The 14,622-nt window shown below is 44.4% G+C and carries 10 protein-coding genes; 8 read left to right on the top strand and 2 right to left on the bottom strand.

Annotation, left to right across the window (positions count from 1 at the left end; genetic code table 11):
- Window positions 1-628 precede the first annotated feature (628 nt).
- Genes HU754_RS27515 through HU754_RS27530 form a run of 4 tightly spaced genes read left to right on the top strand, consistent with a single transcriptional unit; the run spans window position 629 to window position 6,291 of the window.
- Window positions 629-2,176 carry a class I SAM-dependent DNA methyltransferase gene (locus tag HU754_RS27515; RefSeq protein WP_186619913.1) on the top strand — a complete coding sequence of 516 codons (1,548 nt, stop codon included), beginning with the start codon at window positions 629-631 and terminating at the stop codon, window positions 2,174-2,176.
- A complete protein-coding gene (locus HU754_RS27520; RefSeq protein ID WP_186619920.1) occupies window positions 2,169-3,887 on the top strand; it encodes a restriction endonuclease subunit S in 1,719 nt (572 codons plus the stop codon). Before HU754_RS27515 ends, HU754_RS27520 begins: the two co-directional genes overlap by 8 nt.
- 11 nt (window positions 3,888-3,898) lie before the next feature.
- Complete coding sequence (locus HU754_RS27525; RefSeq protein ID WP_186619922.1) at window positions 3,899-5,482, top strand: AAA family ATPase; 1,584 nt, start codon at window positions 3,899-3,901, stop codon at window positions 5,480-5,482.
- Window positions 5,482-6,291 carry an HNH endonuclease family protein gene (locus HU754_RS27530; protein WP_186619924.1) on the top strand — a complete coding sequence of 270 codons (810 nt, stop codon included), beginning with the start codon at window positions 5,482-5,484 and terminating at the stop codon, window positions 6,289-6,291. Before HU754_RS27525 ends, HU754_RS27530 begins: the two co-directional genes overlap by 1 nt.
- Before the next feature lie 220 nt (window positions 6,292-6,511).
- Here HU754_RS27530 and HU754_RS29715 read toward each other — a convergent pair whose 3' ends face one another.
- Window positions 6,512-6,958, bottom strand: coding sequence for an HAD domain-containing protein (locus HU754_RS29715; RefSeq protein WP_186619926.1), 447 nt, complete (start codon window positions 6,956-6,958; stop codon window positions 6,512-6,514).
- A gap of 258 nt (window positions 6,959-7,216) precedes the next feature.
- Entirely contained in the window at window positions 7,217-7,858 is a 642-nt protein-coding gene (locus tag HU754_RS27540) for an Xre family toxin-antitoxin system antitoxin (protein WP_225919951.1), read from the bottom strand.
- Between the two features lie 273 nt (window positions 7,859-8,131).
- Here HU754_RS27540 and HU754_RS27545 point away from each other — a divergent pair, with 273 nt between their 5' ends.
- The 4 genes from HU754_RS27545 to HU754_RS27560 all read left to right on the top strand — a co-directional run bounded on the left by HU754_RS27545 (window position 8,132) and on the right by HU754_RS27560 (window position 14,422).
- Window positions 8,132-9,439 (top strand): tyrosine-type recombinase/integrase, encoded by a 1,308-nt coding sequence (locus tag HU754_RS27545; RefSeq protein WP_186619928.1) that lies wholly within the window; start codon window positions 8,132-8,134, stop codon window positions 9,437-9,439.
- Window positions 9,423-12,500 (top strand): hypothetical protein, encoded by a 3,078-nt coding sequence (locus HU754_RS27550; RefSeq protein WP_186619930.1) that lies wholly within the window; start codon window positions 9,423-9,425, stop codon window positions 12,498-12,500. The genes HU754_RS27545 and HU754_RS27550 overlap by 17 nt, the downstream gene beginning before the upstream one ends.
- Entirely contained in the window at window positions 12,493-13,056 is a 564-nt protein-coding gene (locus HU754_RS27555; RefSeq protein ID WP_186619934.1) for a hypothetical protein, read from the top strand. Before HU754_RS27550 ends, HU754_RS27555 begins: the two co-directional genes overlap by 8 nt.
- Window positions 13,057-13,960: 904 nt before the next feature.
- Window positions 13,961-14,422: an Lrp/AsnC family transcriptional regulator gene (locus HU754_RS27560; protein WP_186619936.1), complete on the top strand. Its 462-nt coding sequence runs from the start codon at window positions 13,961-13,963 to the stop codon at window positions 14,420-14,422.
- Window positions 14,423-14,622 lie beyond the last annotated feature (200 nt).

Consider the following 14,622-nt stretch of genomic DNA (forward strand, 5'->3'; position numbering starts at 1 on the left):
GACCCGTGCCACAAAGTAGTATTTTGGGCCTCTAGCTCATGTTGGTTAGAGCAGCGGACTTAACGGTTTTGAACCTAACCTCCCAATGGAGCATGGTGATAAACAGATGGGTTGCCTTGGGGTAAGTTCGCTCTGTCCCTTGGTAGAATCGCTCAAATTCGGGGAAGCCTCTGCTGAAGCGTGGTAATCCCGAGCCAAGCCTTGAGAAATCAAGGAAGGTGTAGAGACTGTACGGGCGAGCCGAAAGGTAAGAGACAGTCCAGACCACAAACTCGAAAGGGGCAGTGAAAACTGAAGTGGTACGCATAATCCGTTGGTGCCCGGTTCGACTCCGGGGAGGCCCACCATTTTTAAGCCAGACCCATTAGGTCTGGCTTTTTTGTTTCTATTACGGTGGCTTTGCCATTATTCCATTGCTCAGCGAGAGCTGCGAAAGTACATAGGCACAAAGCTCACGCTGGTTCAGAGAAAAATCGCTACTGCCGCGAGCCGGAAATGACCTGAACGAGCTTTCTGCCAGATCAGTACCCAATTTCTAGCACCTCCCTGGCTTAATTGAGCTGTAAGCCCTCGAGCCAGCCCAATATGGGAGCTGCTTAAGCCTTGTAACATATTTTTGAGCGCCAGAATGACTAACAGCGACATCGTCCAGAAGCTCTGGAATCTATGCGACGTCCTCCGCGACGACGGCATCAATTACAGCGACTACGTCACTGAATTGGTTCTCCTACTTTTTATCAAAATGGAGTACGAGCAAGTCCAGAATAATGACAGCTTTAGCCATAAGCTCCCAGAGGGAGCGCGCTGGCCCGATCTGTCCGGAAAATCGGGTAGCGAACTACTGGATTACTATCGGCAAATGTTGCTCGACTTGGGAACAAACAAGGATCGTGTGATCGCAGCGATCTATGCTGACGCCCAGACACGCTTGAAAGAACCGCACCATCTAGAGCATTTGATAAAAAGCCTTGATGGCATCGACTGGTTCAGCGCTCGAGAAGACGGTCTCGGAGATCTTTATGAAGGGTTGCTTGAGAAAAATGCCAACGAAACGAAATCAGGCGCAGGCCAGTATTTCACGCCGCGCCCGCTTATCGACAGCATTATCAAATGTATCAAACCCCAACCTGGGGAGACCATTCAAGACCCCGCTGCTGGAACTGCTGGATTCTTAATCGCCGCTGACACTTACATTAAAAATAATGCGGATAGTCAGGGCAAGCCCTACGAAAAAGCCCGGACCTTTCAGCGTAATCAGGCATTCATTGGAGTCGAGCTGGTACCTGGTACACGCCGCCTCGCATTGATGAATACAATGCTACATGGAATGGAAGGTGAAAAAGACGGTGTAGTACGGCTGGGAAACGCTTTGGGCGAAGTCGGCGCGAACCTTCCTAAAGTGGACCTAATCCTATCCAATCCGCCATTTGGTACAGCGAAAGGTGGAGGCGGGCCAACACGTACAGATCTTCCATACAAGACGAGCAATAAGCAGCTGTCCTTCCTGCAACACATCTACCTAGGCCTTAAACCAGGGGGCCGAGCAGCTGTCGTGCTGCCCGACAACGCTCTGTTTGAAGGTGGCGTCGGTACTGAAGTTCGGCGAGATTTACTCGACAAATGCAATTTACACACGCTACTCCGGCTTCCCACAGGGATTTTCTACGCCCATGGCGTGAAAACCAACGTTCTCTTTTTCCAGAAAGGCAGCCAAGCTAACCCGCGCCAAGAAACCGACTGCACAAAACGTGTCTGGGTTTATGACATGCGCAGCAACATGCCAAACTTTGGCAAGCGCTCACCTTTCAACGCCGAACACCTATCTCCGTTTGAATTAGCTTATGGCGAAGATGCGAACGGTAATAGCACTCGCAGCGAAAATGTCGGCGGCATAGGCGACCAAAGTCGTTTTAGGGTATTCACTAGGGATCAAATACGTGATCGTTCAGACTCACTAGATTTGAGCTGGCTTAAGGATTCTAATAGCCTCAATGTCGACGAGCTCCCTTCTCCTGAAGCTCTTGCCAGCGAAGCAATGGCGGAACTTACAGACGCACTGCGCGAACTCGAACAGCTTATGAACGCGTTGGGAGCAAAAGATGAAGCCGAGGCGCAAAAGCATATTTTGGCTGACGTGCTAGGCTTAACCGTAGCTCAGGAGATTATGGATGAGTGAGTTACCTGGCGGATGGATCACTGCAACCCTCGGAGACGTAGCAGAGTCAATCCTAGGAGGGGGAACGCCTTCGAAAAATGTCGCAGGTAATTTTTCTGGTGATATTCCCTTCATGACTGTAAAAGACATGAAGACTTCTAGACCTTCAGATACACAGGACAAGATTACCAATGAAGCGCTCCTGTCTTCATCTAGCAATTTAATACCTGCTGGCACTCCAATCGTCTGTACTCGAATGGGATTAGGAAAAATTGTCGTCGCAGATTTTCATACTGCGATCAATCAAGATCTAAAAGCAATATTCCTGAATCAAGATGTAATACATAGAGATTATTTCGAGTATTGGTATAGAAGCATTGCTAAAGAACTTGTAGCAATGGGCACCGGAACAACGGTTAAAGGCATCACGCTAAAACAACTCAAGTCAATTGAACTGCCAGTTCCTGCCTTAAATGAGCAAATTTACATCGCAAGCAAACTTGAAGATCTACTTGCGCAGATAGGCTCTATCAAGTCTCGAATCGACGAACTTCCGAGTCTAATCAAACGCTTTCGTCAATCAGTATTTGCTGCGGCTGTATCGGGGCGTTTGACTGCCGAATGGCGCCTAAGCAATCTCGAACAAGCAATTGAATTAGATGAGCTATGCGATGTGCCAAAGACAAGGCGCGGCGTTCCGGACACAGTAAAATTCCCAGAAATTCTGGATGAGTTAGAAATACCTAATACTTGGGTATGGGCTCCGGCAGCCAAGCTATTAAAAAAAGGAATACTTCTCGACTTGAAAGACGGGAACCATGGCGCTAACCATCCTAAAACCAGCGAATTTTCCGCCGAAGGCTTGCCATTTATTACCGCTGCGAATGTTTCCAGACTGGGAAGCATAGACTATCTTAATGCTCCAAAAATCTCTGGAGATGCATTAGCAAGATTACGAGTAGGTTTTTCCGAGCCAGGTGACGTAATTTTCACTCACAAAGGAACGGTGGGCCGAGTCGCAATAAATACAAAAGAGTGCGTTCTCACGCCTCAAACGACTTACTACAGAACAAATAAAAAAATACTTTCAAATGAATACTTGTGGATTTTTCTACAATCCGACAGATTCCAAATCCAGACCAATGAAATAAAATCACAAACCACTCGCGACTTTATTCCGATCACCGCTCAATATGAACTTTTTCATTTAATCCCCCCAATTCAAGAGCAACTTGAAATAGCTAAACGAGTCGAATTTTTATTTACAATTTCTAACGAATTAGAAATTAGAATAGACAACGCTCTAAAACTACTGAACAAGTTACCACATAGTACCTTATCCAAAGCATTTCAGGGGCATCTTTCAGCTGATTGGCGTACAGCAAACCCGTCACTCGTTAGTGGCGACAACTCGGCCAGCTCTTTATTGAGCAAATCAAAAGGTCAAACATTAACTCGTGCACAATCTATAAATGGCACGGAGAAAATATCAAAACAGGCGAAGGGTCTTCCGATGGCCAAAGGTATAATTAAAATATCTGCAGCTCTTGAAGCTGCGGGAAAACCTCTTAGTGGCCAAGAATTGTTAGAGGCCGCCGGTTACCCAAGTGATAGCGGAATAGATTCATTAGAGTCTTTTTTCTTAGATATCAGGGAGTCGCTAGAAGAGGGAGCAATTATAAAACTCCCTCGTGACGAAGATAGCCAAGATTGGTTCGCCATCAGTAAGTAAAAGGGAAAAAAATGAAAGTTGATAAACTTCATATTCGGTCACGTTTTAAGAACCTTGAAAACGTGACAATCGATTTCGATGAACACAACCTTATGACCGTAGTCGTAGGTCGAAACGGCTCAGGAAAATCGAACGTATTAGAGGCTTTAGTTTCAATCTTTCGCAACCTTGATCTTGGTGAAGCCCCTCCCTTTTCATATCACCTCACATATCGTCTAGGTCAAAAGAATACAAATTCTTGGCAGGAGATTCAGGTCGATGCAGATCCATCACGCGGCAGTTTAGCCAAACAATACGAAATCAAGACCAAAGACCTGAACGCCAAAGACGATGAACAACCTGAGGGCTCCCTCTCAAACTGGAAATCCGTTCCTTTTTCACAAGTTAAGAGGGATAAAGAAAGTCATGCCTCTTATCTTCCAAACTATGTTTTTGCATATTACTCCGGCCCAAGCGACCGACTAGAAAATTACTTTCGTAAGCATCGAACTGACTTTTACCGAAAACTCCTCAAGGAGGAGTTAGACTTAAAAGGTGAAATCAGACCGCTTTTTTATGCAAAGCCACATCACAGCCAATTTGTACTTTTAGCATTTTTCTTATCTGAGCAAGACAGCGTTGAAAAAGATTTTTTACGCGAGCACTTAGGAATAGTGGGGCTCGATAGCATTCACTTTGTAATGCGCCAACCAGGCTGGGCTAGGCAAAAAGGAGAATTATTTTGGGGAGCGCGCGGCGTAGTACGTAGATTCTTAGATGATTTGATTAAGCATACAATAGCTCCGGTCAAGGTCACACGATTCGAAAATGCCTCATTGACGGGAAACAGCATTCGCAACGAATTTCTTCATCTATTTTTACCAGACCTTACGTCTCTGCGCTCCTTTGCGAAGGATCTCAGCCCTGACGAACTCTTTAAAATGCTAGAAAGCACATTACTTTCAGAGATTATATCTGAGGTAAGTATTCGAGTTAAGGTAGCTCGTAGTGATGTTCCCCTAACCTTCAGAGAATTGAGCGAAGGCGAGCAACAATTGCTAACGGTTCTCGGCTTGTTGAAATTCACAGGAGGAAAGGACTCGTTATTTCTACTCGATGAGCCCGATACTCATCTGAATCCATCGTGGGCTGTCAAATACTTAAGCTTCCTAAGAAAGTTTGTACCAAACCATGAAACAAGCCATCTTCTGATGGTTACACACCACCCATTGGCGATCGCTGAGCTAGAAAAGCAGCAAGTACAAGTGATGTGGTCAGATCCTGAAAATCAAGTTTACGCTAAGGAGCCAGATGAAAGTCCAAGAGGCATGGGAATAAACCTAATTCTTCGCAGCGATATGTTTGGACTTCGTACCACGCTTGACGACATCACTCAAAACAAACTGGACGCCCGAAACAAGCTCGCAAGCAAGGAAAAACTATCAACTGAACGTATTCAGCGAGAGCCGAACCAAGAACCAGAGACAGAGCTTGAATATTTAACAAGGATAAATGTTGAGCTTGCGGGGCTTGGTTTCAAATTATCCACTGACGACGCAGACTTCATGGATTACCTAAAGAAGAAGTATCACCAGCCTTCGGATGAGGTGCAATAATGCGATGGATCTGCAAGGATGACGTTGAACTTTGTCTCACTCAGGCATGGAGGGACTCTGCCCTACTAGCGAAGCAAAAACTTCTGAACGAGCAGGATCCTAAAGAAAGAAAAAAAATATTAGAAAAAGCTTCTTCTTCTAATGTTTGGCGTGCGTTCTATGCCCTATTATCAGAAAATCTCAAGAAAAAATGCTGGTACTGTGAAATCGAAGATGTCCGGGCGGATACTCCTGTTGATCATTTTCGCCCAAAAAACAAAGTAGATACTGAGCTAGAACATCAAGGTTACTGGTGGCTAGCATTCGATTGGGAAAATTACAGATGCGCCTGTAATTTTTGCAACAGCAGACGAGTCTTTGATGAAACGGAGGGAGGAAAAGCTTGTAAATTTCCTTTAGTCAATCCTGACACGAGAGCGTTCAACCCAACGGAAAATCAAAAGCTGCTTGATGAAATTCCAGACTTTCTGGATCCATTTAATCCAGACGATGAAAAACTATTGTGGTTTGACGGTGATGGTAAGCCGGTACCAAAACCCGAAGCTACAGAAGCCGAAGTTAGAAAAGTCATAAACTCTATAGATATTTTTCATTTACATGAAACTCGCATAGCAAGAGCCAGAAACAAAATCAGAATTGATATTGAAACAGAAATAACAAACATTAGAACAGGCAAAGATGTAATATTAGCCAAAACCAAATTGCGCAAAATGGTACGCACTAGCGAAGAGTTATCTCGAGCAGCTGTAGTTTATCTAAGCCTTCACCGCGACTTAGTAGAAGTCCAAGAAATCTTACAGATTTATTAGATCACAATTGCGACCACAGTCTGGCTTCACTATTAGCCAGACTTTATACCAAGCCAAAAACCACTATCAGCTAATCAGCTAGCCTCACAAAAATACATTACCACCATTGAAACACACTGCAGTGAATTAACGATATATTTCATTACTAATGCAATACTCTCTACAAGATCTACTCAGCTAAAACCACTTCCTCAGCTGAAGCACTAGCAGTACAACGGAGTCAGCTATCTAACAACTCGTAGCTAAGAGCACAACGGAGTTGAGCGTCCTCTTCACTGCGAAAACCGTCATTACAAAAAATCAGTTTTGACATACTAAACCAACAAACAGCGCAATCATCCAAAGCGATCCAGCTTTTGTGTTCGGGGTGGGAATCTAGCCAACTCATTGCCTCAGCCTCACGACCGCCTGGTCGACGAGAGTCAGGAAAAGATGGAGTTGCTCCTATGATTTGAGATTGCAGATCTTGGGGGAACAATGATCGGAGCTCGTCCAGAGTACGACGAACGCGCCAGGTACTACTGATCACGACCTTCGTAGATGGGAAATCACGAAGCACCGCTGAAAATCGTGGCAGATATGCAAGCGGTTCGGATTCGCTGGGAGGTCGATCTCGACGAGGGAAGAGAGGATGCAGAACACCGTCAATATCTAGAAAAATTATCACTTTGACGTCCTCCAACGGTAGCAACCGATCTAAAAAGTATGAAAACGCTTCGGTACGCTAAGCGTAGTGAGACCAACCGAGAGTCATATCGTCTATCTGCCTTTCCCAAGCTCAGCTCCTATCTGTGCGGTTCGAATTGGGCTTACTAGCCCAGACTCCGCCCCTTGGATCAATGGCACTACGTTTCGTCTTGAATACGCCCTACCTGTGCATCCAGGTGTGGGGAACCGCTGGTTGTTGATAGCTTACCTTTTAGACTTAAAAGGCCATGCCTTCAGCTATCTGAATCAGCATTCTCTCAACCTGCTGTAATCCAGGCGTGGAGGAGAGCAACCTGTAGGGACATTTGTCTGAAAAACGTACTTTAGGGGTAGATAGCCAGTGCTTTGCTTTATCCATCTCACCAAAGATCACCTCTGCGAGCGCATAAATGTGCACAAAACGAAATAGGCGATCACTCTCATCGCTGCTCAAACGTTGTTTAGATACTTTTTTCTTCGCGAGGACTTTGGGATTAATAATTACCTCGCATTCTTTAGCACTTATATCATGAACGCGACAAAATACAGCAAGCTGCTTTACTGAAAAGCCAACTTCAATCAATTGATGAACAATATCATCTGATGCATGAGGCGGAATATTAAGGAACGTTTCGAGTCTCCCTTGATAATGGCTTAAGTCTTCATCGCACATTGCTCCAGCGAGCACTGCGCGCGGTGCTAATGAGCATCTTGAAGGTGCCAGCATAATCGCGTCACCCGTAAACGAAACTATCAGCTCGTCGCCTATAACAACTCCGATTTCGGATATTAGATCTGATGGAAGTGAAACGACAACGCCGCCGTTTTTGTCGTTAATTCCCAAGCACTTAACTCGCCATGTTTTACGCCTGACCATCATCGCAGCCTCAGTTGATATTTCAATAATCAGTGGCTCTACGTCGCCTTAGCTGATGGCTACTCAAAGCCATATCATACCTACACCAATAATATGACTCATAACAAAGTAATGCGCACGTCATTATCATTTCTATTCGATATAATATACCAATACCAGATCTATAAACCCTATTCGTTGGCAAGAGTTTGCTAACCGATGGAAGGCAACATCGTGACTTTTTTGCTTATTGCTTAACCGTCATCTAAGGTGTTTATAGGCTGGCGGAGAATACCCATGAAGCTGCTCACACTAGTTGGAAAACCAAGACGACAGAAACTCCTCAATCCGACAGGAGAGGAGCTTGCTTTTTTTTCTCAATTTAGAGATGAGCTGTTCACAAACTCGGGACTTTCAAACAATACAATAAAATCATACTTAGGACACATCGCTCGATTCATCGAGTTCATACATGCCTGTCAAATTGTTTGTACAAGAAAAAATGAATCAATTAACGCGATACTTCCTGCTTTTGAGGAATACCTGCTTGGGCCTGTACACATGAGCACCAGTCCTGCCCTTCAAGCACGCGAACTAACCCGACGCACATCTAAAGCCAAACCAATAAGTTTGATACCTGTGGAGGCTGCAATTCACCGTTTCCTATGGTATGCGGGTATTTCATCAGATCGCAGCTTGAGGCTAGACCATTATATTGACACAGCAAATCGTACTCGCGAATTTACTCAGCATGAAATCTGCGCATTAAGAAACAAATCAGAATCATATGGATTGTACTCAAACAGAAAGGATTCCGGTGGAAAAAAAGCTCGGCGAAATATATTCATATTCAAATCCACTTCGCTCATTGGTCGTAACCATGATGAACTTGCTTGGGTTCCCCAAAAGGCAATGCCCACTGAAAAAATCGCTAGGTTTATTGACGCACTTCCTACTTATCGTGATAGAGCGATAGCCTGTCTGAAAATAGCATCAGGTATTCGCTCTCATGAAGCACTACAACTAACAGACGATGAAATCGATATCGCGAGCCGGACTGTATGGATCATAAGTGATGTGAGTAACAAGAGAGTAGGACTAACCGCCGCCGATCTTGATAAATATGCAAATAAGGGCAGAGAGACTTCTGAAACATGGTGCCATGAACCTTGGATCTCTTGGTTTTTCGAGAATTTATTAGCGTACACAAAATTTGAGCGTTTACCTGGTGTGGGTCATAAGTTCTGTTTTCAAATCTTGCACGGTGTAAACAAAGGGAGGCCGCTTTTCACTGCTCATCGTTCTTCATTAAATAGAATATTTCACCGAGCGGCAAAAGCCGCCGAAATTATTTTAGTTCCGGGTATAGCCGAACATTCAATGCGCCATCATTATGGTGTTTGGTGTAAACATTTTGCCCCTACGCTTGCAGGTAATGGGTTTCCAGAGTTAGTTGTACAAACATACATGGGACATAAAAGCCTCAGCAGCACCAAAAAATACATAAAAAAAACGGATCGTGAATGGCTTGACACTAGTAACGAGATCATAAATCGAACCAATACGAAAATACGCATTGGAGATGTAAATGAATCTCACGAATAAAATAAAATTCATGATCGATGACACTGAACTAAATATCGCCATCAAATGTGCATTAAAGAAAACTTGCAATCATATTTTTACTCAGTCGTTTCCAGAACAGGACATACTTTCCTATGATAGGAATCAGATTACCGCGAACAATCGCAACCCACACTCCAAACTATCTTTTCTAAGATTCTTTTTAGGCAGCGAGAATAATTATGATCGAGATTGGGTTGAGAAAGTTCACCACAACCTCACCTCTTATGATCGTAGATATATCTACGATAATGGCAGAACAATCCTGAATTCGCTTGATATTTATACTACACCAGAACCGCCAAAAAATATGGCATTCATTGCGATTCGTGACTTACATATTTTTCTAATTGCACTATGGGCTGCTAAGGCAATTCAGCTTCCTATGTACTTTCAACTTCCACAGACAGTGAAAAATAGAAAAAACAATCAAAAGAAAACATATAGAATTGATAGCGCCTACGATTTATACCCACCTATATTAAAATTGACGAGACGCCCATATCAGAGTGAAATTGAAGACAAAGCGACACCAAACATTATGGAGTTTATTCCTCCCCTTTCACAGTCAACGTTTAAATACTTAGCTTGGCGTCCTATCCTTGCTAGCTCATGGAGTAATATATCGGACATTACAATCGAGGAACTGAGAGAGCTATTTGCCTTTATCTATACAAAAAGACATAGCAATGAAATCTTCATGGCTCATAACCTTTCGCCAGTAGCATGGTTAAGGCCATATCTAGAATTCAACCCTATGCTCTGCAAGTTCTCTTTGGAAGAAATTAAAAATTTATCGAAATCCATTCCAAGCACTTCGTTGAAGGACAATCAACTTTTTCATTCTAGATACCAACGACAGCGTCATGCATGGAGCCGGTGGATTGACGACTACCGTCGTATGCTTTTAGAAACAGGGAGAGTTAAAACTCTAAGACCAATCAACCGAAGTTTATCTCTACTTTTAAAATATATCTTCGACAATCTAGCCCAAAGCGGTATAACACCACCATGCCCAGATGAAGTGATGCGCTGCCATATAGATGGATATGGCGCGACCGAACCTCTTAGAACAGTCATAACTCATAACATAGACATCAGTAATATACGTGCGTTCTTTGACTATGTTGAAACCATCTCAGCAACAGGGAATGGAAATTTTAGAAACCCCTTAACCAGATATGATAAGCACTTTGAGCCTCGCCCAACAAAGACCAACAAGAAAACATTTGAGTTCAACGATTTTAGATTTTTCTTTGCGCTCTCTTACTCCCTTCTAAATTTCATTCAGTACTTACTAGAAAAATGCATTCAAGATCCTGAAAATAGTTGGCAAGCACAGCTTAGAGCTTTGGGGAATAACGAGCTAGTACTCGAAACTTCTAAGGTAGGTTTCGTTCCTTTAGTTTCATATATTGACATACAAGGTAGCCGCCACACCTTTCCCTTACACTGGATACCCTATCCGCTGTTAGCAATGGAATACGTGCCCCTCAAAAACTTTAAGTCCTCGAGATATGTCCGCATTCCAACACCGGATGCGCTAGTAACGATCATAACAGCGCTGGAAACATCCATCCGATTTGTTCATATAAGGTGGCTAGATAAAAAACTGTTCCAGCATAGTAACGTCAATGCTAACGATTATTTTTTTGACCTATATGTAAATACGGATAAAAGCGGTACACCTTGGGTGCGAGGGACATCAGTAAGAGTACTACACGCTCTTAACCTCGTAACTGGCTATAAACAACACATCCACCGAAGCCACTATGATACGCCGCTAAAATACACAAACCATCTACAAACCCACTACCCTTTGATCATCCCTATTTTTTGCACCAACCATAAAAGCACCGTTATTAGCGAGGCCAGTTATAGAGGCTACTTTAAAGAGCTGTTTTACTATTTTAATCAGTTGAAAATAATGGCTCATCAGCCCGCACTATGTTCACTGCCGGTTGAAAACGTTGATTTTTCGCAAGGAGATCATTTCAGACAAGCCGTATATCTGCGAAGACTTTTCAAATCAGATCATACTCCGCACGGACTAAGAGCCACAGTTATATCGCTGAGCTCTACCTTCCTCACACAGGATCACATCGGAGAAAAAATCAGTGGGCATAGATCTCGCTCCAACATCAATAGGTACTGCGTAATCAACAAACAGTTATTAAATGATGTGAAGGAATTAAATGAAGGAATGATGATAAATTCCCTGCTATTGGCTAATACAGTACACTCAACAATTTCACCCTTATCACCAGATCAACTTTTACACAATGCTTTTTCTGTCCAGGCACCTGATGGCCATATTCTTTCAAATAATGAAATATTAGAGCGGCAGCATATGCTAACTGTATTCTCCACCCACTTCTGTTTGGCAGGAGGAAGATGTCCTGACGACATCCTTAAGTCAATTGGAAAGCGACGCTGCGGACAGTGCTATTTAGGCCTTAAATCTATCGACCATATACCCGCAATTTTAGCTTTAATTAGAAAACTTGGCGCGGACCTTGACCGAATTAGATCGAGACTTAAGTACTGCGCCGCGAAGGATAAATCCGCGCCAGAAGCAGTGCTATTGGAAGAGCAGTTTTCCGATTTAGTAAATGAGTACAGTGCGTGGACACTTACTGCCGATCATATGATGAAAAACACCCGCCACATTCGAGGGCGTTTTTTTGCGATAGAACAGGATCATCGCACGATGTATTTAGCGGAGATGCCTACAGAACATGCCTTAGTTGACATCCTCACGAGGATTAATGACACTGCCACTTATCCAGAGCTCACAAACTCCTGCCTTAAAGCGGACGTTTTTAGGTTAAGCGCAAAGCTAATAAGTCTCGACAAATCTTTTGAAAGTCTTTTTTCCATTGAAAATGAAAACACCCTCTACTCCGAATTTAGAGGAAAGATCCATGGAATTATCTTGGCAACAAACCTCACTTTAGCAGAACTAGACTTGCGTCTAATGGAAAAGCCGATGTTACCGCCAAATCTATTGCCCGAAAATCTGCTAGGAAGATCCGATGGATAGCATTGAGAAAAGAGGCGAAACCTTATACTACTTAAATCATGCTATTCAGATAGCAAATGAATGCGAAATTCGTTTTAAAAATAGAACTGGACTAGCTAAATTCTGCGTCGAGTTTATAAACGCTCATACTGCACGCCAAAAGCGTCTATCAGTGTCAACCCTTACTAGAAGTGCGGTTTATCGCCCCTTACTGGAACAATTTATTAGTTCGACCTCGCCAACGGACAATCATCTGTTGTTACTAGAATTGAAAATTGAACTATCTAATATTAAGGAAGAAAATAAACGCCTCAAACTTCACCTAGAGACTTTGGAAAATCCAGAGCAACACATAGAAACCAGCCTCAACTCGAAACAAGCTTTACTCTCACCTTCTTTTAATTCGGGCAGTTACATAAAAATCATTGACGTCTTACTGGAGCACTTTCATGATCACGTTCATGCAGATATGCATTCGGAGGAATTCATTTGTCCATATGCTATCAGCACTTCTAAACGTACTATCGTTCCTCGACGAATAGCAAAAAGCTACTTTTCCTTTAAACGCGATTTTTAGTGTTTTTTCTAAAACCATTGATTGCTTCCTTTAGAGGGGATCGCTTGGTTGCGCTCCCAGCTCTTCTCGACAACTGCTTACCACGATACATTCCTACAAGCCGCGAGGCAGTTCCCGCTATGGAAATTTTGATTTTCCTCAAGATGTGTGCATATCTATGTGCATCTTCTTTTGAATGATTTTCTAAAAAAATCAGTAGCTTGACGTGTTGATGAAGCTCGAGCGAGAATCAAAGTCTACATAAGAGTTCAAGTCCGTGTGGGCCCACCAAATTGAAAGCCGCGCATTGCGCGGCTTTTTCTTGGGCGATGGATTAGGGTTCGACGTCTTGGCGAGCGCAATGTACGAAGGGCATTGTTAGGAATACAACCGCAAGATCTGTAGGAATGTTCCCAAGCTAGGTTTTCTCCCCTCTCCGCGCGTTGTTGACCGTTTCTCCAGACGAGTAATCTCCGGACGCCTCCGCCCGTCCAGGATCGATTTCATGCTCGTGAACGCTGCGCCACTGATAAAGGAAGCAGCCGACCAGCAAACCTGGATCGACCTCGCCTTACCCGATCTCTGAAGACAAAGAAAAGGGCAGCCATCTGGCTGCCCTTAATATTTGAATCCTGATATTTGCATCCTCAGGAAATGGGATGAAGAGGTCTCACCTTACACCGATGTTGCAGCATCGCTGAGGTACCTACGTCCACTAATGCCCTGCAAGGCAGCGGATTTCGCGCTCTTGCCGGCATTCTTGATAAATAGGCCAACCAAGTCAAATCAAATATCCGATGTATTGTTTCAGCGCAACGATGGCATCGATTCTTGGGTGAACAATTCAAACATCGCCTGCAAGCGTGTTGCTGACAGTGCCTGTAACATGCGTACTCACCGCCCCCACACCCATGGAGCCGCACCCTTGCCCGACACCCGCCCACCCGCGCTCGATGAGATCGACCGTCAACTGATCGCGTCCCTGCAAATCAACGCCCGCGAAAGCGTTGCCATGCTTGCCCGGCAGTTGGGCATTGCGCGCACCACCGTGACCTCACGATTGGCACGTCTGGAGAAGGCCAAAGTGATCACCGGTTACGGCGTGCGTCTGGGTCAGCGGGTGGTCGATGGCGGTTTGCAGGCTTACGTGGGGATCAAGGTGCAGCCGCGTTCCGGCAAAGAGGTGGTGCGTCGGTTGAGTGCGATGGCGCAGGTGCAGCAGCTGTGTGCGGTGAGTGGCGAGTTTGATTATGTGGCGTGGTTGCGCACTGATTCGCCGGAGCAGCTCGATCAGTTGCTGGATCAGATTGGCGGGGTGGATGGGGTGGAGAAGACGACGACTTCGATTATTTTGAGTAGCAAGGTTGATCGGGGCCAGCCGGTTTGAGAGTTGGCCATATCATTTCGGTTGGCTGATAAGGCCTCTTCGCGGGCAAGCCCACTCCCACATTTTGGTCGGTGTGCAGCCCGCAATCGTCAGATTGATCAGGTTATTGGCAAAACGACGACACTTTGCGTCTTATTAACGTGTTCCACGCTCCCTAGAATGGCTGGCATCTTTTCCTATACTCAGACGCGCATCCTGCG

The sequence above is a fragment of the Pseudomonas zeae genome (genome assembly GCF_014268485.2).
GTDB classification, from domain to species: Bacteria; Pseudomonadota; Gammaproteobacteria; order Pseudomonadales; family Pseudomonadaceae; genus Aquipseudomonas; species Aquipseudomonas neuropathica.